The following is a 23,214-nucleotide window of genomic DNA, read 5'->3' on the forward strand; positions in this document are numbered from 1 at the left end:
CGGTGATAGTACACGTTATTGGATAGTCCTTAAACCTTCCGCGCATTAAAAAGAGTGAAAAACATGCAACGTACATGGTTTAAAGGATGTTTAAAATATATTTAAGTATTTGCTTAAATAATAATATAATTATGTATCTTGCAGCCTAATTAATTTCTAAAAAATGGAAAAGGAGCAAGGATGTATCCGACAATTTGCAGACAAGGTACAGATAGATACCTGTCGGGAAATTATTAAGGCGAATGAAAAAGCATTTAGCCAATTGAGCGGCTTGTTGGCCTTGGCCGGAAATGAAGTGCGCTTAAAAATTTTGTTTCTGTTAGAAGAAGAAAACGAACTGTGTCCGTGCGATATTTCAGATATTCTTGGAATGAACATCCCTGCCGTATCGCAACATCTTCGAAAACTGAAAGACAGGAAGGTAGTGCTAAGTAGGCGTGAGGGGCAGACCATTTTCTATGCGCTTAGAACGGAAAATTTGAATATACTGAAACCCCTATTTGTACACATTGCCAGTCAAAAAATAAATTCTCATGAACAAATCGTTTGACATTTCCACTATAAGAACCACAACATTTGCTGGAGCCGGATTGTTGGCCGCATTTTCTGCCTCCCTGTGTTGCATCACCCCAATCTTGGCGCTTCTTTCGGGCACAACCGGTTTGGCCGCTGCCTTTTCATGGACCACGCCTTTTCGACCCTATCTCATTGCCATTTCCGTATTGGTATTAGGATTTGCTTGGTATTTAAAACTGAAACCTAAAACGACACCTTCAGAACCGGGAAATGGCGCACAATGCGACTGCGAATCAACAGAAAATCAGCAAGAAGGCAAAATAAAAAAGCCATTTATGCAGTCCATCACTTTCTTGGGTATAGTCACTATTTTTTCCGCTTTAATGCTGGCTTTCCCTAGCTATGCTCCTATTTTTTCGCCCACAAAAGAAAAGGAAATTGTGGTGGTTCAAGCCACGAATATAACAGAAATTACGTTTCGTGTAAACGGAATGACCTGCTCCGGTTGTGAGGTGCATGTAACTCATGCCGTGCACCAATTGCCCGGAATATTGGATGTAACAGCAAGCTATGACGATGCCACAACGGTTGTGAAATTTGATAGCAGCAAAACCAATATGGAAGCCATTATTAATGCAATAAAAACAACGGGGTATCAGGTGGCGACACAGGAGTAGCACACAAAGTTAAGACGAACACAATTTAGAAATGCTACACACCTATGAAGACGCAGCGCAGGCTTTACAATATCGCATTTGGACTAGCCTTATTTACAATAATTTACAATGTATTTGAGGGGATATTGGCAACCTATCTCGGTTTTGAGGATGAAAGTTTGGCGTTGTTTGGTTTTGGATCGGATAGTTTTATTGAGGTGATCTCGGGGATAGGCATTGCTTTTATGATTCTTCGCATCCAAAAACGACCTGAAAGTCAAAGAGCTCATTTTGAACGAACTGCCCTTAAAATTACGGGAATAGCTTTTTATATTTTGGTTCTTGGACTTACTTTTAGTGCCGTATATGCCTTGTGGAGTGGTCATACTCCTGCAACTACTTTTTGGGGTGTCATTATCTCCATTAGTTCCATTTTGGTGATGTGGATTTTGGTCGTTTGGAAAAAAAAGATTGGGCATCAATTACATTCGACCCCGTTACTAGCAGATGCCAATTGCACAAAAATTTGCGTTTATATGTCCGTAATTCTGTTACTAAGCAGTGCTATCTACGAATTAACGGCCATCCAGTATATAGACAGTATCGGAACCTTAGGATTGTCCTATTTTGCTTTTAAAGAAGGAAAGGAGTGTTTTGAGAAAGTAAAAGGGAATCACTACTGTGGTTGCCCGTAAAAATACACTGTACCAATGAAAAGAAATGAAAATAGTACAAGCGCAGCAATGTTACACATAGCTATTGAAGGAATGACTTGTGATCATTGCGCTACAGAAATTGAACATTTGCTGGCAGCGAAGGATGGTATCACTTCTGTCCATATACGGTATTCAGAAGCTACGGGTCAATGCACTTTTGATCCGTCTAAAACCAGCAAGGAAGCCATACTCAAAACCATAAACAGCACAGCCAACTACAAAGCCCGCCCTATGGATAAAGACACTAAAAATGAGCCGTCCTCGGGCAAGAATACCAAGGGGGTAGGTGTGTATGACCTCATTATAATTGGCGGTGGGTCGGCCGCATTTTCGGCAGCTATAAAAGCGGAAAGTTTGGGATTAACCACCCTAATGGTTAATGCGGGTCTCGATATTGGGGGCACTTGTGTTAATGTGGGTTGTGTACCCTCTAAAATACTAGTTCGTGCTGCCGAAACGGTATACCGCGCCACACATTCTAATTTTGAAGGTATTAGCCCTAAAGGTGTGGATTTCGATTTTGCTCAGATTATTCAGAATAAAAATAAATTGGTTGCGAGCCTTCAGAAAAAAAAGTATTTGGATGTGGTAAGCGATTTTAAAAATCTAACCATACTAAAGGGTTGGGCAACATTTATTGATAACAACACGATCATCGTAAACCACAACACGCAGTATACCGCTTCCAAATTTCTTTTGGCTACTGGGTCTGCCACGAATATTCCTGATATTGAAGGCTTACAGCAAATAGATTACCTAACCCATAGCTCGCTCTTTAACTTGGAAGTAAAACCGGAAAGCCTCACTATTATGGGTGCCGGCTATGTGGCTTTGGAAATTGCCATGGCGTATAACCGGTTGGGCGTTCCTGTGCGTATGATTCAATTTACGGATAGAGTGTTGCGCACCCAGACTCCAGATATCAGCGAAGCCTTGGAAACCCAAATGCGGGAAGAAGGTATTGAAATCTTACCCAATTACCGGGCTATTAAATTTGAAAAGCATGGAACTGAAACGATCATTCATTGCCAATGTCCAGACGGCTCTATGCTAAAAATTGTGGAGAAGGGGAAAGTGCTGGTTGCCACGGGCACCAAACCCAACACGCAACCATTGGGACTGCAAAATACAAATATAAAACTTCAAGAAACGGGGCATATTATTGTTACCGAAAGAATGGAAACCAATCTGTCGCATATCTATGCTGCCGGGGATTGTGCTAACACACCCGCATTTGTGTATACAGCCGCTTTAGAGGGCAAAATTGCTATAGAAAACGCCTTTAGCACTTCTTCCGATGGTGGCACTAAAGTAGATTATACCTCCATACCTTGGGTTGTATTTACAGACCCACAAATTGCAGGAGCCGGAATGGATGAATTAGAAGCCGAAAAGGCGGGCATCCCTTTTGAAATTTCAAAATTAGATTTAATTCACCTTCCAAGAGCGTTAGCGGCTCAGGATACCCGCGGTTTCATTAAACTCATTCGCAACCCTAAAACGGATATTTTAATTGGGGCTAGGGTAGTAGCACCGGAAGGTGGGGAATTAATACAATCGTTAAGCATGGCTATCAAGTACGGTATTTCGGTAAAAGACTTGGCGGATAATTTTTACCCCTATTTAACCCTAGGAGAAGGTATAAAATTGGCCGCCATCACTTTTGGCAAAGATGTTTCGAAGTTGAGTTGTTGCGCAAGTTGAATCAAAACGTTTCGCCTAGAATCTCTTGGTGATGGTTAAATTTCCTACCCAAACTTTAAATGTATCCACCATAAACATCTAAAAAGATCTACATTTAGCGTTTTATAAGGCGTATGCGACTTAAGGGTTTTTGAAAATCCGCACATAATCAATTACAAAATCTTGCGGAAAAATGGTATCATCCACTTGAGGGCCGCCAAGATTTCCACCGATGGCCATGTTTAAGATCACATAAAATGGCTTGTCAAACGGCCAAGTTTGCTCCGTTTTGGTTGGCGGGCTGAAGCTATAGCGCAGCACATCATCCACAAAAAAATCGATCCGATCCGGTGTCCAGAGGGCGCTAAAGATATGAAACCCCTCATCGATACCCGAAATCAACGTTTTCTTGGTGTTGACGGTATTGCCGTAACTTGCCTGTGTATGAATGGCATTCATCAGCATTTCTGGCTCTTTACCTACATACTCCATGATATCAATTTCGCCACAAAGAGGCCATCCTACAGTATCAATATTTGCACCCAGTAGCCAAAATGCCGGCCAAACACCATGGCCAGAGGGTAATTTGGCTCTTATTTCTATTTTTCCGTAGCGAAATTGAAACTTATCCTTTGTAGTAATTTTGGAAGAAGTATAAGTACTGCCGTCCTTTTGTGCCGTGATAAACAATAGGCCGTCTTCTATTCTGTAATTGTCTTTGGTATAATATTGGCGTTCGTTATTGCCCCACCCACAATTCTCCGGACAGCCGTTGCCAAGCGCTATATTCCAATACAATTCGTTTAAAGCAGCACCTTCAAAATTTTCTTCCCATAGTATTACAGGGTCATTTTGAGCTACTAAAGGAGGTGAAAAAAAAAGGAAGGCATACCGCAACCATGGTGGAACTAATTTATACAATTTCCGCACTGAGGCCGGCTTCTAAAAGTTTGCTGCAACGGGGTTTTAAGTCCTGATACTCTCCCGTTTTTACGGTACATTTCCCTTTGTAGTGTACAATAAGCGAACATTGTTCTGCCTGCACCGGGGTATGATCGCATACCGCAATCAAAGTCTCTATGACATGGTCAAAAGTGTTCACTTCATCATTAAAGAGAACGATTTCTTGTTGTTTTACCGTCTCCTCAGCGATGAGAAGTTCTTCTGAGAATTTTTCCTGATTGCTCATAGATTTTGGTTTTAACGCTAACTAAAATACATATTTTGCAGCAACCCAATTGTTTTTTATGCGTTTTTTTTCAAATTTTAACTTCATTTGATTACATTTTTCAGAAATTAAAATTAAATCCTCCTGATAAAATCCACTTACCAATAAAATGCCGCCATTATTTAATGATTTCGCATAGTGCGGAATATCTTCTAGCAATATATTGCGGTTTATATTGGCCAAAATAACATCATACATAGAGCCTTCAAGCAAGGATACATCGCCTTCTAACACACGGATTTGTTCACAATGGTTTCGTGCTACATTTTCCATCGCATTCTGGTAACACCAATTATCGATATCTATGGCATCAATACGAGTAGCGCCCTTCAAGGCTGCCAATATTGCCAATACACCTGTGCCGCTTCCCATATCCAAAACGGATTTATGCTGAAAATCTTCCTCCAAAATATGTTGTAACATCATATAGGTGGTTTCGTGATGCCCTGTACCAAAGCTCATTTTGGGTTCTATCACAATATCGTATTTCACATGCGGTTTAGGATGAAAAGGTGCCCGAACCATGCACACATCCTCCACGTAGATTGGATTAAAATTCTGTTCCCAGGTGGCGTTCCAATTTTGTTGTGCAATTTCCGAATAGTGGTGCTCAATTTTGAAAATTGGATTGGAAAGGATGGCCACATCTTTTAGGATATCTGCAGACCAAAATTGCGTTTGAATATAGGCCATCACTCCGGTTTCAGTTTCGAGAAAGCTTTCAAAGCCCACTTCGCCTAACTCGGCCATGAGAATATCTGATGCCGGTTGTAGTGGTGTAATGGTAAATACATATTCGATATAGTGATTATAAGCCATAAGGTTCAAAAAATTTTAGGGCTGCCATATAGGACAGCCCCAACTATAATTATTTTGGTTAAATACCGTGGTGATGGTTATAACGCCGCAACAATCGCCAAAAAGTCATCCGCCACCAACGAAGCACCGCCTATGAGTCCGCCATCTACATCAGGTTTCGAAAAGATTTCCTTTGCATTGGAAGGTTTCACACTACCGCCGTACAAAATAGAAACGGTAGCAGCAATTTCCGATGTATAGGCATCCGCAATGGTTTTACGAATAAATGCATGCATTTCTTGTGCTTGTTCCGGTGAGGCGGTTTCTCCGGTGCCAATGGCCCATACGGGTTCATAGGCTAAAATGATATGATTCCAGCTTTCCGGAGCCAAACTAAAAAGAGCCTTTTTTAATTGATGTTCTACGACCTTGAAATGATTGTCAGATTTGCGTTCATTCAACTCTTCGCCAAAGCAAAACATAACCCGAAGGTTTTTGGCTAAGGCAGCTTCAACTTTTTTGGCAAGAATTTCGTCGGTTTCACCAAAATAGGCTCTTCTTTCCGAGTGTCCAATGATCACGGTTTGCACGCCAACCCCTAACAACATTGCTGCCGATATTTCTCCGGTAAAAGCACCGCTATCGGCGTAGTGCATATTTTGCGCAATAACCTCTATCTTAGAATGCTGTAGCTGCTGTACCGCAGCAGCTAGATTTACGAAGGTCGGCGCTACCATAACCTCAGCGGGGGTGTCCCCAATTTTTGCGGTTAGTGCAGTAAGCAGCGCTTTCGTTTCTTCTGCGTTTTTATTCATTTTCCAATTTCCTGCCACTATTTTATTTCCCATGGTACTTATTTATACATTTTTAATTTAATTCAATTTTGTCTATATCGTTGTGATGTAGCTTTTGTACTATTGTGCCCTTGTGTACTACCAAGATACCGGGATTAGCGCGCACTATGGTCTTTAAGGTGGTTTCGTCCGTAAAATAGAATTCGAATCCGAATTGGTATTTCTTTACAACTTCGCTAGAAAATTCAGGCCCGGATGCCGACATACCAATCACTTTATAGCCTTTTTTGAGGGCAGCATCGGTAACTTCTTTAACCGTTTCAAAAGCGTCATAATTACTTTTTCTAAGGTCATAAGCCACCACCATAATCAACTTTTCTTCCTCTAAAAGGGTAGCAGCAAAATCTTCACCTTCCTGTTCTATAGAAAAATCATGTATTGGGGGTTCATAACCCTTCTGTATTTCTTTAGTTTCTACGCCAACATACGATCCGTCAACTGTAGGATAATCGCCATTGGTTACAATTGTTTTTTCTTCGCCGTTTACATTAAACTTCCATGCGTATTCATAAATTGGCTTTGGTGCATTTTCGGGAGTGTTCATGCCTTCCTGAATATTTACCCCAATCTTGTAGGGTCTAAAATCAAAAACTGGTAAATGTCTCAACACATATATTCCATAGAAAATACAGGCTGCCAGCGTACCTAAAAAGAGCATACGTTCTACTTTAAACCCTAAAAAGGACGTAATAAACCGCTGTCCCCAAAATAAAATGATGATAAGTCCCAACAACAGCACATCTTTTGTAAAGGACTCCCATGGTGTTAATTTAATGGCATCGCCAAAACAACCACAATCCGTAACTTTATTGAAATAGGCAGAGTAAAAGGTGAGGAATGTAAAAAATACAATCATCAGCAAAAGACTACAGAGCGTAAACTTTACCCGAAATCCTATTAAGAGCATAACCCCTAGAACCACTTCCAAAATAACCATAAATAAAGAAATGGCCAAGGCGTAGGGCATAAAGAACGGCAGGTCTAATACGCCGGTGCTAAAATATTCCTCTAACTTAAACGAAAAACCAACAGGATCATTTAACTTTATGAAACCACTTATAATAAAAAGGACACCGACCACAATCCTTGAAAATCCTACCAAATACTTCATAAACTACGTCAAATTACTTTTTTAAAAATTGAGTTGATTTTTCATGAAATGGGGTTTGAAGATGTATCATGGCAAACACAGCATAATTCACGATGTCTTCATAATTCGCTCTTATGCCTTCGCTTACGGTTGTTTTTCCTTGATTATTTTCTATCTGTTTTACCCGCAGTAATTTTTGCAAAATGAGATCCGTAAGCGAACTGATGCGCATCTCGCGCCAAGCTTCCCCATAATCGTGGTTTTTAGCCTCCATAAGCGCTTTGGTGTTTGCTATTTGTGCGTCGTACAATTCTAAAGCTTCTTCCCCAGACACGTCTGGTTGTTCTGCCACTCCTTTTTCCAGTTGTATCAAAGCCATTAAAGCGTAATTTATGATGCCAATAAATTCGGTGGCTTGATCTTCGTTTATTTTTTGAACCTTATTCTCTTGTAACCCTCGAATTCTTTGTGCTTTAATAAAAATTTGATCGGTTAGTGAAGGCAAGCGCAAAATACGCCAAGCAGCACCGTAATCGTTCATTTTTCTAGAAAATAGATCCCGACAAACAAAGATAACTGCATCGTATTGTTCTAAGGTTTGTTGCATGTATTCTTAGTAATTTGCGTAAATTTCGCTTAAATTTTTTAAATGGTCAAAGGTAGCGGTTTAAACTTCTTCTTTGATCTTTTTTATACGCATCTTTAATAGCACGCTAGCATGACCGTTACCTGTAAAGGCCAATTAATAGATCTGAGTTTTCCTAAAGTTATGGGAATCTTAAATAATACCCCCGATTCTTTTTATGATGGCGGCTTGTACAACCACCCTGCAACAGTACTCGAAAAAGTGGCTGTTATGCTGGCCGAAGGGGCTACTTTTATCGATATTGGAGGGTATAGTTCCCGACCCAATGCGCCTCATATATCTGAAGATGAAGAATTGCAACGCGTACTTCCTGTGTTAGAACTGCTTCTTAAAGAATTTCCTGAAGCCCTTTTCTCGGTAGACACTTTTCGCAGTACCATAGCCGATGAATGCCTGCATCGGGGTGCCGCACTAATCAATGATATTTCCGGTGGAAATTTGGACGCACAAATGCGGGCTACCATAGCAAAACATAAAGTGCCTTTTGTATTAATGCATATGAAAGGAACACCGCAAACCATGCAACAGCATGCGGTTTACACAGATATAATTCAGGATCTATTGCATTATTTTTCAGAAAAAGTGGCATTGGCCAGACAAGCGGGTATCAATGATGTGATTATAGATCCAGGGTTCGGTTTTGCAAAAACCATAGCACAAAACTTCGAGGTATTGTCTAATTTGGATGCATTCCATGCCTTGGAACTGCCCATTTTAGTAGGTTTAAGCAGAAAATCAACCATTTATAAAACCTTGGGTGCCACCCCGAAAGAGGCGCTTAACGGCACCTCTGTTTTGCACACTTTAGCCCTAGATCGTGGAGCCCATATTTTGCGGGCGCATGATGTGCGGGAAGCCATAGAGTGTATTCGCTTGGTGGACGCTTTTAAAGGTAGAACTCTGTAAAATTTGGTTCATCTATTTTTCCTATTTTTACAAAAACCACCGCATTGGACTTTTTAAACTTTATTGAATTTCAAGTGACCGATATCATCGACATTGTGTTGGTTGCTTTGTTGTTGTATTATATCTACAAATTGGTGCGTGGCACGGTAGCCATCAATATTTTTATTGGCATTGTTATCGTTTGGGGTCTTTGGAAACTCACCGAATTGCTCAACATGAAAATGATTAGCAGCATGGTCGGAGGGTTTATGAATATTGGGTTGATTGCTTTAATTGTGGTCTTTCAGCAAGAAATTCGTAAGTTTTTGTTAATGGTAGGCTCTACCAACTTTTCCAACAAACGGAATTTTGTCCGCCATTTTAAATTTCTAAAACGGGATGTGGCCACTACATCTACCGATGTTAGGGCGGTTTTGGCTGCTTGCGAAAAAATGGGTGCTACAAAAACAGGCGCCTTGCTGGTGTTTGAGAGGAACAATGCGCTCGATTTTGTAAAATCTTCAGGCGATCGCATGTACATTGAAGTAACCCAACCCATCCTTGAAAGTATTTTTTATAAAAATAGTCCCTTGCACGATGGTGCTGCCGTGATTCAAAATAATTACATTGTAGCCACCCGTGTAATTCTTCCGGTGTCTAACGAACGGAATATTCCACTTCGTTTTGGACTCCGACATAGGGCGGCCGTGGGCATCACGGAAAAAACGGATGCCCTTGCCCTTGTAGTTAGTGAAGAAACCGGACTTATCTCGTACATTAAAAACGGAGAGTTTGTTTTTTTTGACAACCTAGGTGCCTTAGAAAATATGATTAAAGAAGACCTTACCTAACAAATAACTTCTTTGGTCGGCTTATCCTCTTTTTCCAAGTTCTACAACTTCTAAGTTTTTTATTTCTGTTCCATCAATGGCAAACCGGAGCATGGTGCGTACCTGATGAAAACCGTGTGTACCGCATGCGCCCGGATTCATATGCAACAGTTCCAGTTTTTTATCCCAAATCACTTTTAAAATATGGGAGTGGCCGCTTATAAAAAGTTTGGGAGGTTTTTGTTTTAAGTCTTCTCTGATGCGTACATTGTACTTATTAGGATAACCACCGATGTGAGTCATCCACACATCCACTTCTTCACATGTAAAGCGTTGATCTAATGGAAATTCCATTTGTATCTCATGATTGTCTATGTTCCCGTAAACGGCTCTTAATGGCTTCATCGCTTTTAAGGTGTCGGCAACGGTAATAGCGCCAATATCCCCGGCATGCCAAACTTCATCGGCTTGTGCTACATATTCTAAAATCCGCTCATCCAAATAACTGTGGGTATCCGACATCAATAAAATACGTCTCATAAGGTGGTGTATGGTCTCTTTACAGTGCAATAGCGATTAAAAGCAAGGTTGTTACTCACTTTTGGTGGGATTACAATATCTTTGCAGCTTACAAAAATAAAGCAATCTTTTGAGATATTTCCTGGTTTTTTCATACTTCGGCAAGGCGTACCACGGCTGGCAACGGCAGCCCAATGCCATTACTGTACAAGAAGTTTTGGAAGAAACCCTATCTACCGTACTAAAAAAATCCATTGCCTTGGTTGGGGCAGGACGTACCGATACCGGGGTGCATGCCAAACAAATGGTAGCGCATTTTGATTGTGATGAAATTGCCGAAAAGGATCGTTTTATACACAAATGCAATGCCTTTTTACCCGAAGATATTGCCCTATCGGAAATTTTACAGGTAACTACAGACGCTCATGCGCGCTTTGACGCCCTAGAACGCACCTATGCGTATTGGATTACCACAAGGAAAAACCCCTTTTATACAGATTCGGCCTATTATATCAAGAATACGTTGTCTGTAGAAGTACTTAATAAAGCCGCATCCGTATTATTGGAATACACTAATTTTGAATGTTTTTCCAAGTCGAATACAGATGTAAAGACCTACCAATGCCATATTACAAAAGCGATGTGGACACAAGACGAGGATAAAATGGTTTTCACCATAACCGCAGATCGATTTTTGCGAAATATGGTACGAGCCATTGTAGGCACCCTTTTGGAAGTAGCTTCAGGGAAATTAACTATGGCAGATCTGAATGCTGTTATTGAAAGTAAGAACAGGGCTAACGCCGGTTTTTCGGTACCTGCAAAAGGTTTATATTTGATGAAAGTAACATACCCCGAACGCATTTATATAACACATGGATAAGGACACAGGAAACGCTTTTGATTACCGATTGTTTAAGCGATTAGTGGCCCATACCCAACCGTATCGCATCACGTTTTTTAGTGTAGCATTCTCCGCCATAGTACTTTCGGCCTTTGCCGTTTTAACACCCGTTATTGTTGGCGAAATTATAGACGGTGCTATCAAAGAAAAGGATAGCGCTAAATTAGTAGGGCTTACCTGGGCACTTCTTGGGGTGCTTTTGGGCGAAGTTTTAAGTCAACTCTACTTTAACTATTATGCCAATTGGTTGGGAGAAATGGTGATAAAAGATATCCGAATCAATCTTTTTTCGCATTTAATGGGGTTTAAGATGAAATATTACGATAGCTCTTCCGTGGGGGTTTTGGTAACCCGTTCGGTGACGGATATGCAGCGGATTGGTGAAATATTCTCCCAAGGGTTTTTTGTGATTGTGTCCGATTTATTAAAAATGATCGTTGTGGCGGCCGTGATGCTGGCCGTAAACTGGAAACTTTCATTACTGGTTTTTGCCCTTTTACCGCTTATTGGCTACGCAACACGTCTCTTTCAAAAGGCAATGAAAGGTGCGTTTATAGAGGTGCGTGCAGAAGTATCTAATTTAAACTCATTTCTACAAGAACGTATTTCGGGAATGAAAATAGTGCAACTTTTTACGCGAGAGGATATTGAAAAGGAAAAATTTAGAGAGATCAATGAAAAGCATATGAATGCTTGGCTCAAAACGGTCTGGTACAATTCCATTTTCTTTCCGATAGCCGAAATTGTATCGTCCATTACGGTGGGACTTATTGTGTGGTATGGAGGGCTTCAAAATGTGGCGAATATAGACAAAGAAGACTACGGAACCATTTTTATGTTCATTATGTTATCCGGAATGTTGTTTAGACCTTTACGACAAATTGCCGATAAATTTAACACGCTTCAAATGGGTATGGTGGCAGCCAATAGGGTTTTCAAAATTTTAGATACTCAAAGTCACATAGACGATCTCGGTATCATAGAAAAAGAATATATAAAAGGGGACATTTCTTTTAAAGAGGTGCGTTTTGGGTATTCCGAAGATGAGGAGGTGTTGCACGGTATTTCGTTTGAAGTAAAAGCGGGTGAAACCGTAGCTATTGTTGGCGCTACCGGTGCCGGAAAATCTACTATCATTAACCTGCTGAACCGCTTTTATGAAATAAACTCGGGTGTAATCGCTATAGATGACGTTCCTATTGCCGACTATAAATTAAGTTCACTTCGATCCAAAATTGCCGTGGTGCTTCAGGATGTTTTTTTGTTTGCCGATACGGTAGCGCATAATATTTCCTTAAAGGATCCTAATATTACCATAGAAACCATAAAGGAGGCCGCAAAACAAATTGGGGTACACAATTTTATTGAGAGTTTACCGGGAGGTTATTTGTATAATGTGAAAGAGCGCGGGGCTATGTTGTCTAGCGGACAACGACAACTTATCGCTTTTTTGAGAGCTTATGTTACCAATCCGAGCATTTTGGTGTTAGATGAGGCTACCTCTTCCGTTGATACCTATTCCGAGCAATTAATACAAAAGGCAACTGAAAAAATTACTGAAGGACGTACTTCCATTATAATTGCCCACCGTTTGGGAACCATTAAAAAAGCCGATAAAATTTTAGTGATGGATGCTGGTAAGATTGTAGAAAGCGGCAAACATAAGGAACTTTTAAAGAAAAACGGCTTCTACAAAAAACTGTATGAAGCTCAATTTTTAGCCGAAGAAGTGGCCTAAATACTAGATTTATTAACCCTAGCGCACGGGCTTAAACCATGAGCTAGGGTTAAAAATTTATCCAATAATCTTTTGATTTACAAGCAATGGCTGATCATAGAATCGTTTCCCGGTAGCTTTGTATAGTGCGTTGGCCAGCGCACCCATAATAGGCGGGTAAGGAGGCTCTCCTAAGCCTGTAGGGTCTATATTGCTGTCCACAAAATGCACATCTATCGATTTGGGTGCTTCACTGTGGCGAATAAGGCGATACGTATCAAAATTTTTCTGCTCCGGAGCTCCGTCTTTAAAAGTGAGTCCACTATACAAGGCATGCCCTATACCATCTACAATACCTCCTTCGGCTAAATTTGTGGCTGCATCGGGATTTACGACAATGCCACAATCAATAGCGCAATGTACTTTTTCTACTACCGGTTTGCCATTGTCAACCACCAAATCCAATATTTGAGCTACATAAGAATTATGGCAAAAGTACGCAGAAACACCGCGATTGGTTTTGGTTTGCTCTTTGCCCCAGCCCGATTTGTCTCGAACAAGTTTTAATACACCGGCATAGCGTTCCGCTTCATAGTCATTATTTTCGCCTACCGGGTTTTTCATGGCCCTATCTAACAAATCTAAACGAAATTGTATTGGATCTTTACCCATAGCTTCGGCTACCTCATCAAGGAATGATTGCTCTGCTCCTGCGATAAAATTAGAACGTGGGGCTCTGAAAGCTCCTACGGAAATATTCGATGCTATAGCCCAATCCTCGGCGAGATAATTATCTAGCGCCCCTGCCGGAAAACGATTTGCCGCTATGGGGCTTTCCGGAATTCCTCCGGCGCGCACATGAAATGCGATAAGATTTTTATTTTCATCGAGAGCAGCACGGTAAGTGGCGTGGTATGCAGGGCGATACACCCCATAAGTCATATCGTCTTCACGCGTGTAAACCAATTTTACCGGAGCCTTTAATTTTTGAGAAATTACTGCGGCTTCCACGCCAAAATGGCCATAGAGTCGCCGTCCAAAACCACCACCCATTCGGGTCATTTGAATGTCTACTTTTTCTACAGGCATCCCCAAACGAGCTGCGACACTTCGCTCCAAAAATTCCGGAGTTTGTATGGGTCCTACTAATTCGGCCTTTTCTTGGGTAACATTGGCAAAGAAATTCATGGGCTCCATTGTGTTATGCGCAAGAAAAGGGGCGGAATAGGTTCGTTCTATGACTTGAGCAGCCTTTTTAAAGGCTCCTTCCGGATCACCATCCCTGCGAAGCACGTTGGCCGACTTCGCACCCAATTCGGCCATTTTTGCCATATGAGTGCTAGAGTTCTCTAATCCTGCCGGCATTTCTCTGTAGTTTTTTGCTCCTGATTGATAGTGGGCAAACGCATCCGAGTAACCCTCCATGGGTTCCCATTCCACTTTTAGTGCTTTTTTAGCGTTCATTACCTCCCAAGTAGAAGTGCCTACAACGACAACCAATTCGGTAAAAGCGGTGGCATCAAACATATTCTTGTCTATCCCTTCATAGGATTTTATGGTAAATACATCTTTTATACCGGGCATGGATTTTACCGCAGCACCACCGTCGAAAGATTTAAGCTTCATCCCAAATGCGGGCGGATGCGCCATCATAGCAATCAACATTCCTTCGCTTTGGTAATCCAACCCAAATAGGGGCTTACCGGTTACTATTTTTGAACCATCGACATTTTTTCTAGAAGTGCCAATAATTTTAAAATCCTTTATTTCTTTGAGTTGTACTTCTTCCGGTACTGCAATTTTGGCAGCGGCAGAGGCCATTTCACCATAACCCACTTTTTTGCCACTTGCCTCGTGCACTAAGAATCCGGCATCTGTTGTAATTTCGTCAATAGAAACATCCCATGCCTGCGATGCTGCCTCTCGGAGCATTTGCCTTGCGGCTGCTCCTGCCATGCGCAACCCTTCCCAGCCTTGGCGTATCGATTGACTACCACCTGCCAATTGTCTGGTAAAAATAGCCGTGTTTAACGGAGCTTGTTCTACAAGAACATTGTTCCAGTCTGCATCTAACTCTTCGGCCACGATCATGGGCATAGAAGTTTTTACATTTTGACCTATTTCGGGGTTGGGAGACATGATCGTTACAAGTCCGTTTTCACCAATTTTTAAATACCCATTTAGGTCAAACCATTCCTTCGGCATTTGCAACACTGCTTCTGGTTTCGATTGGCACGAAGCCAACCAACTGAACCCAAGCATCAATCCTCCTCCGGTTAGTGCGGTTGTTTTCAAAAAAGATCGTCTTCCGTATGATGTTTTTAACGTTGTCATTTTCTGTTCATTATTTTATTTAGTACTTGTACACCTGGCGTTAAAGGCAGGAAAAAGCGTATTACACAACATTACTGGAAGCAGCTGTTTTAATAGCCGCTTTTATACGTGTGTAGGTGCCACAACGACAAATATTCCCGTTCATGGCATTTTCTATCTGTTCATCTGTAGGATTTGGATTGTCCTTGAGGAAGGCTGCTGCATTCATGATTTGACCCGCTTGACAATAGCCGCATTGGGGCACATCGTGCTCTAGCCATGCTTGTTGCACCGGATGATCGCCATTTTCTGATAGCCCTTCTATAGTGGTCAGTTTCTTACCCTCGGCAGCAGAAGCAGGTAGTTGACAAGAGCGGACAGCCACACCATCCAAATGAATGGTACAGGCACCGCATTGTGCAATACCACATCCGTACTTGGTGCCTACTAGATTCAAATGATCCCGTAAAACCCAAAGCATAGGGGTTGTGGGATCTACATCTACCACCTGATTTTTACCGTTGATGTTTAAATTGAATGTTGCCATGGTTGTTGATTTGTAAAATGAGTTTTAATTGATAATGAATGGTTTAAATTACTAAAAATTGTGCAATCTTTATGATATTTAGGAATTTTTAACGTATTAATTTTAAGTTATGGCTTGGATATCATTAGCTAAAGTTGCGTCTTGCGCTACTTCAAACAACAGCTTTTGTGTTCCCTTAAAAAGCATCCGTGCAAACACTTGATTCCTGCCTAGGGTTTGTTATGCCCTATGAGTGTGCCTATTACGTTTTTAATTCTTGATTTGGAATTTCGGATGCAGCGTATTCCTTGCTAAAAGGTTGGTTGTAGAGACGTTTCCCTTTGGCCTTATACAGCGCATTTGCCAATGCTGCGAAAACCGGAGGAAATAAAGGCTCTCCTAAGCCTGTTGGATCTATTTCATTCTGCACAAAATGAATATCGATATTTTTGGGTGTCTCCTTCATGCGGATCATGCGATAGGTATCGAAATTTTTCTTTTCCGGCATACCATCCTTAAAAGTTAGTTCTCCAAAAAAGGCGTTTCCTATTCCGTCCACAATCCCTCCTTCGCCCATATTGGTAGCGGCATCCGGATTAATGACAATACCGCAATCTACTGCGGCACAAACATTTTTAACGACTGGCTGGTTGTTTTCTATAACGATATCTAGCACTTCTGCCACATAAGAGTTGTGACAGAAATAAGCCGCCACGCCTCGCGAAACACCAAGTTGTGCGTTGCTCCAATCCGATTTTTCTCGCACCAATTCGAGCACTCCCGCATACCGTGCCGCATCATAATCATTGTTTTCTCCAACGGGATTTGTTTTAGCTCGATCTAGCAATTCTAAACGGAATTGGATCGGGTCTTTTTGCATTTCTTCAGCCAATTCGTCTAAAAACGACTGTTCGGCACTGGCCATAAAGTTAGATCTGGGCGCCCTAAAAGCGCCTATGGTAATATTACTTTCTACTGCCCAACCCTCTGCAAGATAATTGTCTATAGCTCCTGCGGGAAACCGATTTGGAAAAAGGGGCGATTCCGGTACGCCACCTGCCTTTACGTGAAAAGCAAGAAGTGTATTATTTTTATCTAAAGCTGCCCTATAGGTTGCGCTGTAGGTAGGTCTGTAAATGCCATAGGTCATGTCATCTTCTCGAGTGTAGACTAACTTTACCGGAGCATTAATTTTTTGGGAAATCACGGCAGCCTCTACCATGTGATGTCCGTAAGCTCTAATCCCAAAACCGCCGCCCATGCGCGCCAGTTTGATCTGGATTTTTTCTTTTGGAAGTCCCAAGCGGTCAGAAAGGGTTCTCATGGTAAATTCAGGTGCCTGAGCCGGACCGTAAATTTCAGCGCTTTCCGAAGTAACGTGCGCATAACAGTTTACAGGTTCCATGGTATTGTGCGAAAGGAAGGGTGCGGTGTACGTGCGTTCCACAATCCTATCTGCCTTTTTAAAAGCGTTTTCCGGATCGCCGTCTCGCCGTAAGATATTACCGGGTTTTTTGGCGAATTCGGCCATTTTTACCACATGGTCTTCGGTGTTTTCTAAACCGGCTGGTACTTTTGCCTGTATTGTATTGCCAAAGGCATCCATGGTAAAACTGCTTTCGGGCATTTTTTCCCATTCCACTTTTAGTGCTTTTTTTGCATTCATCACCTCCCAGGTCGTAGCACCTACAATAGCTACTATCTCTGTGAATGCGGCCGTATCAAAATAATTTCGTGCATAATCCTCATTAAAAACTTTAATAGGAAATATATCTTGAATACCCGGTAAACCTAAAGCTTCGGAGGTGTCTAAGGATTTTAGTTGCATTCCAAATGCCGGCGCATGGACAATCATTGCTGTGCGAGTCCCTTCTGGGGTATGATCTATAGAAAATAGAGGCTTGCCAACTACAATATTTTTGGCCTCTACATTTTTCTTAGAGTTTCCTATAATTTTATAGTCTTTTACTTCCTTAAATGCCACTTCTTCCGGTACGGAAAGTGTTGCGGCCAAAGAGGCCATTTCACCATAACTGGCTTTTTTCTCAGTAGCTTTGTGGTAAATAAAGCCTCCCTCAGTGGTAATTTCCGAAGACGGAACACTCCAAGATTGGGCTGCGGCATTTACCAACATTTGCCTGGCCGTAGCACCTGCTGTTCGCAATGGGTTCCAACCTTGTCGAATGCCCTGACTTCCTCCTGTAAACTGTCGCTCATAGCGTTCCGGGAAAAAATCAGCTTGTTCAATAAGTACTTTCTTCCAATCCACATCCAGCTCTTCCGCCAGAATCATGGGCATAGAAGTCTTCACATTAGAACCGAATTCGGGATTGGGCGAAAATAAGGTAATCAACCCATTGTCGCCTATCTTTATATAGCTGTTTAGTTCAAACCATTCTTTGGGAAGTGCTAACGCTTCTTCTTTACTTGGTTTACAACCCGCCAACCAGCTAAAGCTTAGCATCATACCACCACCAGCTAGCGTGGATACTCTTAAAAAGGATCTTCTATCGATTGTTGATTTTGTAGATGTCATGTCACTTGGATTTATAAGGATTCAGATGTTGCTGCCGTTTTAATTGCTGCCTTTATTCTTGTATAGGTGCCGCAGCGACAAATATTGCCATTCATGGCGTTTTCAATTTGTTCATCAGTCGGATTTGGATTGTCTTTAAGGAAGGCTGCTGCATTCATAATCTGACCCGCTTGGCAATAGCCACATTGTGGTACATCGTGTGCTAACCATGCCTGTTGCACCGGATGATCGCCATTTTTTGATAGTCCTTCTATTGTGGTTAACTTTTTACCCTCGGCAGCAGAAACAGGCAGCTGACACGATCGTACAGCCACGCCGTCCATATGAATAGTACAAGCACCGCATTGCGCAATACCACATCCGTACTTGGTTCCTACCATATTTAAATGGTCGCGCAAAACCCAAAGCATGGGAGTAGTAGGATCTACATCAACTACGCTCTTTTGACCATTGATTTCTAAATTAAATTGTGCCATGTGATTTTTATTTTATTAAATATAACTGATGTCTTAGACATGTCGTAAATACAAATCAAACAAGAACTTACGAAAAACAATCAATTGCTCCTTTTTAGTATAAAATTCCTGTTCCATTTATGAATTCATCTGTTTTATAAACGGTTGTTCGTAAATTCGTTTCCCTTTGGCCTTATACAGCGCATTTGCCAATGCTGCGAAAACCGGAGGATAGGCTGGCTCACCCAGACCGGTAGGATCTATCTCACTTTGAACAAAATAAGTCTCAATTTCCGTTGGTGCTTCTTTCATTCGGATCATTCTATACGTGTCAAAATTGGTTTTGTCCGGTTTTCCTTCAGTAAATCCCAATTCACCATATAAGGCTGTTCCAATAGCGTCTACAACTGCACCTTCACACAAATTTTTGGCCGCATCGGGATTTATGACCAATCCGCAATCTACGGCTGTGTACACTTTTTCTACCTGCACTTGGTTATTCTTAATCTTTACATCTACCACCTGAGCGGCATAACTATTGTGGCAAAAATAAGCTGCAACGCCTCGAGAAACCCCTTGTTTTTTAACACCCCAATTCGATTTTTCCTTTAATAAGTGCAACACACTGGCATAGCGTTCCGGGTCGTAGTCATTATGCTGCCCTACCGGATTTTCTTTGGCATTTTGTAAGAGCTCCAGTCTAAAATCGATTGGGTCTTTTCCTGCAGCTTCAGCCACTTCATCTAAAAACGACTGTTCTGAGGCAGCCATAAAGTTAGATCGGGGTGCTCTGAAGGAACCAATGGTAATATTAGTATTCATAGTCCAACTTTCCGCTAAATAGTTGGCCACAGCCCCTGCCGGAAAACGATTGGCATATAGAGGACTTTCCGGAACACCCCCAGCGTTGACGTGCAGCCCTATGAGCTCATTTTGGGCGTCCAGTGCAGCGCGGAACGTAGCTTGGTACATGGGGCGGTAGATGCCGCCGGTCATGTCGTCTTCACGGGAATAGACCAATTTTACGGGGGCTTTCATTTTTTGGGAAATAAGTGCTGCTTCTACCGCCCAATGGGAATAGGAACGACGCCCATAGCCACCGCCCAAACGGGTCATTTGTATGTCAATTTTTTCTAAAGGAAGTTGCAATCTCGCTGCCAAAACATGTTCTGTTAGCTCTGCTTTTTGCAAGGATCCCGAAAGTTGTGCGCTATCTTCCTTGACATCGGCATAAAAATTCATAGGCTCCATACAGTTATGGGCCAAAAAAGGAGCTACATAAGTAGCCTCTACAATTTTTGCAGCTTTTTTGAAGGCTTCTTCAGGATTGCCATCCCTGCGTACCGTTTTTGCGCTTTTTTTGGCGCTTACGGACATTTCTTTTTTGAGGGATTCTGTGTGTACCAGTCCAGCCGGAATGGTTACGGTATATTGTTGACCACCATAGGGAACACGTTCTTCTGTGTACGTTTCAAAAGGTTCCCAAGCTACGTTTAATGCCTTTTTTGCATTCATCACTTCCCATGTGGTTGTGCCCACTACGGCAATCACTTCAAGAAACGTGCAGGTATCAAAATGTTGTCTTACATAGGCATCATCGAGCACTTTAATGGGAAACACAGCTTTGATGCCCGGCATGGCTTTGGCCTTTTCAACATCAAAAGATTTCAATTTCATGCCAAAAGCAGGAGGATGTACAATCATTGCCGTTAACATGCCTTCCGCATACGTGTCGATGCCAAAAAGTGGCTTTCCGGTAACGATGTTTTTGGCTTCTACATTTTTCTGTGAGGTGCCGATGATTTTGAAGTCGGAAATTTCTTTAAGCGGAACATCTTCGGGAACGGGCAGTGAGGCTGCTAATGAGGCCACTTCGCCATAATGGGCAGACCTAGTACTGCCCAAGTGTTTTAACATTCCTGCATCGGTCGTTATTTCGTCTTTAGGCACGTTCCACTGTTGTGAAGCGGCGGCAATAAGCATTTGTCTGGCTGTTGCACCGGCGGTGCGCAGGGTTTTCCAACTTGTACGTATGGCTTGACTGCCACCTATAAACTGACGGGTAAAGTTGGCTGTGTCCAGCGGAGCCTGCGCTACGATAACTTTAGCCCAATCGGCATCTAATTCTTCTGCGACGATCATGGGCATCCCGGTTTTTACATTTTGTCCTCCTTCCGGATTGGGCGACATAATGGTTACCAATCCGGTATCGCTGATCTTTAAAAAGCCATTTAATGTAACCCATTCTTTGGGAAGAACATCAGCCGTTTTGGCACCAGACTCGCATCCCACCAACCAACTCACGCCAATAACCATTCCGCCTCCGGCAAGAGCGGATACTCTTAAGAATGATCTTCGGTTTAGGGTTTTGATAGTGGATGTCATATCTATATTTTAATTTGATGAAGACAAGTAAAAAAAAACTCCATTTGACTAAAAATACTGGTTTTTAATGATATAGCCTTTGCCTTTTTCATTATATTAACATTCATCTTTTATTTGGCATTTGAGATTATTATTTTTTGAAAATTAAATTGACCAAATAGCGCTTATTCACTTAACAGACCCAGTCCGGACAACCACCTTTTCACTTCATCCCGCACTTGCTTTTCTTTTTCGTCCTTTATCACAAAATAAACGCCGTCCCTTTCAATGCCTCCTCGTGTTGAAAAAGCAGTTAAAACAGTGCTATTGGGACACATTTCTTTTAGCGTTTTGATACTGTTGCCCAAACCATATCCGGCATTGCTGTTAAAAGGCACCACTTTTTTTCCACTGAGATCGTAGGTGCTTAGAAAACTTTTTACAGGGGGAGGTAACTGCATTCCCCAAGTAGGGAAACCAACGAAAACCACCTTGTACCCATCCATTTTTTGAATCTTTGTTTTCAACGGCGGCAAGTAACCTGTTTCATTTTCTTTGGCAACTTGCGCCACAATAGCCTTATAATTTTCCGGATAGGAACTTTCTAACTCCAAGGCCACAAGTGTCCCACCTATATGTTCATATATCATTTGAGCAACAGCCTTCGTGTTGTTTGTTCGCGACAAATACACAATCAGAACCTTTTCCTCTAGCTGACCGGGGCTGAACATAGACCATAGCGGCAGAGAGGAGAAAACAATCAGAAATAGAAAAACTAATTTTCGCATTAAAAACAGTGGGTTTTATGAGTTTTATTGATCTACCAAAGCCGTTTCAGGACCTCTGACACCAACTAAAGGTATTTTTTCCAAAGCGGTTCTGAATTCCGTTAATTCCTCTTTAGAAAATGCAACGGATAGCGCACCTTGGTTTTCTCTAACATGGTGCAATTTTATGGTACCGGGAATAGGAACAATGTACGGTCTTTGCGCTATTAGCCAAGCCAATGCTATTTGTGCGGGTGTAGCCTCTTTCTTTATTGCCCATGCCCGTACAAGCCTAAGTACCGGCATGTGCGCTTTTATAGCTTCGGGCGTAAAGTAGGGAACGGCCGAGAGGCGCGAATCTTGTGAAAAACAACTGTACTCGTTAAATTTATCTGCCAAAAAACCGCGGCATACCGGGCCCCAAGGCACAAAACCGATGCCCAAATCTCCGCAGGTGTCAATAACTTCGTTTTCTAATGTGCGTTGTATAATAGAGTATTCGCTCTGCACTGCAGCAACTTTTTGGACGGCATGTGCCTTTCTAATAGTTGCTGGTGCTACTTCGGATAGTCCGAAATGGAGCGCCTTGCCCTCTTTGATTAAATCCTTTACCGTTCCTGCGACATCTTCAATAGGTACATTGGGGTCTAAGCGATGTAAGTACACTAAATCGATACGATCTGTCCTAAGTCTTTTTAGCATGCCCTCTACGGCCTTTCTTATGTTTTCGGGTTTACTATTGCGTCCTCCACGACTTCCGGTTGACAGTTCAAAGCCAAATTTGCTGGCAATAACCACCTGGTCACGAATAGGCTGTAGTGCCTCGCCTACCAATTCTTCATCGGTAAAAGGGCCATATACTTCTGCTGTGTCAAAAAAGGTTACACCAAGATCAAAAGCCCCTCTTATGACCGGAATCATGTCTTTAGTGTCGCTGGGCGGATTGTAGCTACCACTTTTCATACTCATACAACCGAGACCTATGGCGGAAACCTCCAAGGTACCCAACCTACGCTTTTCGTTGGCGGGATGAGGGTTATGTTTTTTTTCTTTTTCATTAGTAGTGTTCCCTTGGGCAAATGCAAAAGGGGTTGCTGCCAATCCCGCACCTAAAAGCGTAGATTTTGAAAGAAAATCGCGTCGACTTGTGCTGCGATTCTCCTTGTCGTTCACCTTCGAGTTTTCAGTACCTTTTCTCATTTCTGTTTTTT

At 42.0% G+C, this 23,214-nt stretch carries 22 protein-coding genes; 8 read left to right on the plus strand and 14 right to left on the minus strand.

Annotated elements, in window-relative coordinates:
* Window positions 1-163 precede the first annotated feature (163 nt).
* Genes U1E44_RS00985 through merA form a run of 4 tightly spaced genes read left to right on the plus strand, consistent with a single transcriptional unit; the run spans window position 164 to window position 3,592 of the window.
* Window positions 164-550: an ArsR/SmtB family transcription factor gene (locus U1E44_RS00985; protein WP_322929036.1), complete on the plus strand. Its 387-nt coding sequence runs from the start codon at window positions 164-166 to the stop codon at window positions 548-550.
* Window positions 534-1,193: a mercuric transport protein MerTP gene (gene merTP / locus U1E44_RS00990; RefSeq protein WP_322929037.1), complete on the plus strand. Its 660-nt coding sequence runs from the start codon at window positions 534-536 to the stop codon at window positions 1,191-1,193. Before U1E44_RS00985 ends, merTP begins: the two co-directional genes overlap by 17 nt.
* A 44-nt stretch (window positions 1,194-1,237) precedes the next feature.
* Complete coding sequence (locus U1E44_RS00995; protein WP_322929038.1) at window positions 1,238-1,867, plus strand: cation efflux transmembrane domain-containing protein; 630 nt, start codon at window positions 1,238-1,240, stop codon at window positions 1,865-1,867.
* A 15-nt stretch (window positions 1,868-1,882) separates the two neighbouring features.
* The gene (merA, locus tag U1E44_RS01000; protein WP_322929039.1) at window positions 1,883-3,592 is read left to right on the plus strand and encodes a mercury(II) reductase; all 1,710 of its coding nucleotides are present in this window, start codon (window positions 1,883-1,885) and stop codon (window positions 3,590-3,592) included.
* 120 nt (window positions 3,593-3,712) lie between these two features.
* On the opposite strand, the gene U1E44_RS01005 is transcribed toward merA, so the two are convergent.
* The 6 genes from U1E44_RS01005 to U1E44_RS01030 all read right to left on the minus strand — a co-directional run bounded on the left by U1E44_RS01005 (window position 3,713) and on the right by U1E44_RS01030 (window position 8,148).
* Entirely contained in the window at window positions 3,713-4,501 is a 789-nt protein-coding gene (locus tag U1E44_RS01005; protein ID WP_322929040.1) for a glycoside hydrolase family 16 protein, read from the minus strand.
* The gene (locus U1E44_RS01010) at window positions 4,485-4,760 is read right to left on the minus strand and encodes an ATP-dependent Clp protease adaptor ClpS (RefSeq protein ID WP_322929042.1); all 276 of its coding nucleotides are present in this window, start codon (window positions 4,758-4,760) and stop codon (window positions 4,485-4,487) included. The genes U1E44_RS01005 and U1E44_RS01010 overlap by 17 nt, the downstream gene beginning before the upstream one ends.
* Before the next feature lie 21 nt (window positions 4,761-4,781).
* Window positions 4,782-5,618, minus strand: coding sequence for a 50S ribosomal protein L11 methyltransferase (gene prmA, locus U1E44_RS01015; RefSeq protein WP_322929043.1), 837 nt, complete (start codon window positions 5,616-5,618; stop codon window positions 4,782-4,784).
* Window positions 5,619-5,695: 77 nt separating this feature from the next.
* Window positions 5,696-6,445: a triose-phosphate isomerase gene (gene tpiA, locus U1E44_RS01020; RefSeq protein ID WP_322929045.1), complete on the minus strand. Its 750-nt coding sequence runs from the start codon at window positions 6,443-6,445 to the stop codon at window positions 5,696-5,698.
* 19 nt (window positions 6,446-6,464) lie between these two features.
* Window positions 6,465-7,562, minus strand: coding sequence for a BT_3928 family protein (locus U1E44_RS01025; protein WP_322929046.1), 1,098 nt, complete (start codon window positions 7,560-7,562; stop codon window positions 6,465-6,467).
* 13 nt (window positions 7,563-7,575) lie between these two features.
* Complete coding sequence (locus U1E44_RS01030) at window positions 7,576-8,148, minus strand: DUF1599 domain-containing protein (RefSeq protein ID WP_322929047.1); 573 nt, start codon at window positions 8,146-8,148, stop codon at window positions 7,576-7,578.
* 111 nt (window positions 8,149-8,259) lie between these two features.
* Between U1E44_RS01030 and folP the strand changes: the two genes are divergently transcribed.
* Together folP and U1E44_RS01040 are read left to right on the plus strand one after the other, a co-directional pair.
* Window positions 8,260-9,093 (plus strand): dihydropteroate synthase, encoded by an 834-nt coding sequence (folP, locus tag U1E44_RS01035; RefSeq protein WP_322929048.1) that lies wholly within the window; start codon window positions 8,260-8,262, stop codon window positions 9,091-9,093.
* A 44-nt stretch (window positions 9,094-9,137) separates the two neighbouring features.
* A complete protein-coding gene (locus U1E44_RS01040; protein ID WP_322929049.1) occupies window positions 9,138-9,923 on the plus strand; it encodes a diadenylate cyclase in 786 nt (261 codons plus the stop codon).
* A 21-nt stretch (window positions 9,924-9,944) separates the two neighbouring features.
* On the opposite strand, the gene U1E44_RS01045 is transcribed toward U1E44_RS01040, so the two are convergent.
* On the minus strand, window positions 9,945-10,442 hold the full coding sequence (locus tag U1E44_RS01045) for a metallophosphoesterase family protein (protein ID WP_322929050.1): 498 nt from the start codon (window positions 10,440-10,442) through the stop codon (window positions 9,945-9,947).
* 109 nt (window positions 10,443-10,551) lie between these two features.
* Here U1E44_RS01045 and truA point away from each other — a divergent pair, with 109 nt between their 5' ends.
* Window positions 10,552-11,304, plus strand: coding sequence for a tRNA pseudouridine(38-40) synthase TruA (truA, locus tag U1E44_RS01050; RefSeq protein ID WP_322929051.1), 753 nt, complete (start codon window positions 10,552-10,554; stop codon window positions 11,302-11,304).
* Window positions 11,297-13,063: an ABC transporter ATP-binding protein gene (locus U1E44_RS01055; protein WP_322929052.1), complete on the plus strand. Its 1,767-nt coding sequence runs from the start codon at window positions 11,297-11,299 to the stop codon at window positions 13,061-13,063. The genes truA and U1E44_RS01055 overlap by 8 nt, the downstream gene beginning before the upstream one ends.
* Before the next feature lie 57 nt (window positions 13,064-13,120).
* Here the strand turns inward: U1E44_RS01055 and U1E44_RS01060 are convergent, their stop codons facing one another.
* The 7 genes from U1E44_RS01060 to U1E44_RS01090 all read right to left on the minus strand — a co-directional run bounded on the left by U1E44_RS01060 (window position 13,121) and on the right by U1E44_RS01090 (window position 23,203).
* Window positions 13,121-15,376, minus strand: coding sequence for a xanthine dehydrogenase family protein molybdopterin-binding subunit (locus U1E44_RS01060; protein WP_322929053.1), 2,256 nt, complete (start codon window positions 15,374-15,376; stop codon window positions 13,121-13,123).
* A 61-nt stretch (window positions 15,377-15,437) separates the two neighbouring features.
* On the minus strand, window positions 15,438-15,902 hold the full coding sequence (locus U1E44_RS01065) for a (2Fe-2S)-binding protein (RefSeq protein ID WP_322929055.1): 465 nt from the start codon (window positions 15,900-15,902) through the stop codon (window positions 15,438-15,440).
* A gap of 241 nt (window positions 15,903-16,143) precedes the next feature.
* Window positions 16,144-18,417, minus strand: coding sequence for a xanthine dehydrogenase family protein molybdopterin-binding subunit (locus tag U1E44_RS01070; RefSeq protein ID WP_322929057.1), 2,274 nt, complete (start codon window positions 18,415-18,417; stop codon window positions 16,144-16,146).
* An 11-nt stretch (window positions 18,418-18,428) separates the two neighbouring features.
* Complete coding sequence (locus tag U1E44_RS01075) at window positions 18,429-18,893, minus strand: (2Fe-2S)-binding protein (RefSeq protein WP_322929058.1); 465 nt, start codon at window positions 18,891-18,893, stop codon at window positions 18,429-18,431.
* Between the two features lie 117 nt (window positions 18,894-19,010).
* The gene (locus U1E44_RS01080; protein WP_322929059.1) at window positions 19,011-21,257 is read right to left on the minus strand and encodes a xanthine dehydrogenase family protein molybdopterin-binding subunit; all 2,247 of its coding nucleotides are present in this window, start codon (window positions 21,255-21,257) and stop codon (window positions 19,011-19,013) included.
* Between the two features lie 164 nt (window positions 21,258-21,421).
* Entirely contained in the window at window positions 21,422-22,024 is a 603-nt protein-coding gene (locus tag U1E44_RS01085) for a flavodoxin (RefSeq protein ID WP_322929060.1), read from the minus strand.
* 24 nt (window positions 22,025-22,048) lie between these two features.
* Window positions 22,049-23,203 carry an aldo/keto reductase gene (locus tag U1E44_RS01090; RefSeq protein WP_322929061.1) on the minus strand — a complete coding sequence of 385 codons (1,155 nt, stop codon included), beginning with the start codon at window positions 23,201-23,203 and terminating at the stop codon, window positions 22,049-22,051.
* Window positions 23,204-23,214 lie beyond the last annotated feature (11 nt).

It is taken from the genome of Aurantibrevibacter litoralis, from assembly GCF_034651555.1.
Lineage (GTDB): Bacteria > Bacteroidota > Bacteroidia > Flavobacteriales > Flavobacteriaceae > Aurantibrevibacter > Aurantibrevibacter litoralis.

Excerpts from the sequence above, each read along its gene's own strand:
- U1E44_RS01080 (WP_322929059.1), bottom strand. The coding sequence starts at position 21,257 with ATGACATCCACTATCAAAACCCTAAACCGAAGATCATTCTTAAGAGTA.
- U1E44_RS01075 (WP_322929058.1), bottom strand. The coding sequence starts at position 18,893 with ATGGCACAATTTAATTTAGAAATCAATGGTCAAAAGAGCGTAGTTGAT.
- U1E44_RS01090 (WP_322929061.1), bottom strand. The coding sequence starts at position 23,203 with ATGAGAAAAGGTACTGAAAACTCGAAGGTGAACGACAAGGAGAATCGC.
- U1E44_RS01065 (WP_322929055.1), bottom strand. The coding sequence starts at position 15,902 with ATGGCAACATTCAATTTAAACATCAACGGTAAAAATCAGGTGGTAGAT.
- tpiA (WP_322929045.1), bottom strand. The coding sequence starts at position 6,445 with ATGGGAAATAAAATAGTGGCAGGAAATTGGAAAATGAATAAAAACGCA.
- U1E44_RS00985 (WP_322929036.1), top strand. The coding sequence starts at position 164 with ATGGAAAAGGAGCAAGGATGTATCCGACAATTTGCAGACAAGGTACAG.
- merTP (WP_322929037.1), top strand. The coding sequence starts at position 534 with ATGAACAAATCGTTTGACATTTCCACTATAAGAACCACAACATTTGCT.
- U1E44_RS01025 (WP_322929046.1), bottom strand. The coding sequence starts at position 7,562 with ATGAAGTATTTGGTAGGATTTTCAAGGATTGTGGTCGGTGTCCTTTTT.
- U1E44_RS01030 (WP_322929047.1), bottom strand. The coding sequence starts at position 8,148 with ATGCAACAAACCTTAGAACAATACGATGCAGTTATCTTTGTTTGTCGG.
- U1E44_RS01010 (WP_322929042.1), bottom strand. The coding sequence starts at position 4,760 with ATGAGCAATCAGGAAAAATTCTCAGAAGAACTTCTCATCGCTGAGGAG.
- U1E44_RS01070 (WP_322929057.1), bottom strand. The coding sequence starts at position 18,417 with ATGACATCTACAAAATCAACAATCGATAGAAGATCCTTTTTAAGAGTA.
- U1E44_RS01085 (WP_322929060.1), bottom strand. The coding sequence starts at position 22,024 with ATGCGAAAATTAGTTTTTCTATTTCTGATTGTTTTCTCCTCTCTGCCG.
- U1E44_RS01045 (WP_322929050.1), bottom strand. The coding sequence starts at position 10,442 with ATGAGACGTATTTTATTGATGTCGGATACCCACAGTTATTTGGATGAG.
- folP (WP_322929048.1), top strand. The coding sequence starts at position 8,260 with ATGACCGTTACCTGTAAAGGCCAATTAATAGATCTGAGTTTTCCTAAA.
- U1E44_RS01055 (WP_322929052.1), top strand. The coding sequence starts at position 11,297 with ATGGATAAGGACACAGGAAACGCTTTTGATTACCGATTGTTTAAGCGA.
- prmA (WP_322929043.1), bottom strand. The coding sequence starts at position 5,618 with ATGGCTTATAATCACTATATCGAATATGTATTTACCATTACACCACTA.
- U1E44_RS00995 (WP_322929038.1), top strand. The coding sequence starts at position 1,238 with ATGAAGACGCAGCGCAGGCTTTACAATATCGCATTTGGACTAGCCTTA.
- U1E44_RS01060 (WP_322929053.1), bottom strand. The coding sequence starts at position 15,376 with ATGACAACGTTAAAAACATCATACGGAAGACGATCTTTTTTGAAAACA.
- merA (WP_322929039.1), top strand. The coding sequence starts at position 1,883 with ATGAAAAGAAATGAAAATAGTACAAGCGCAGCAATGTTACACATAGCT.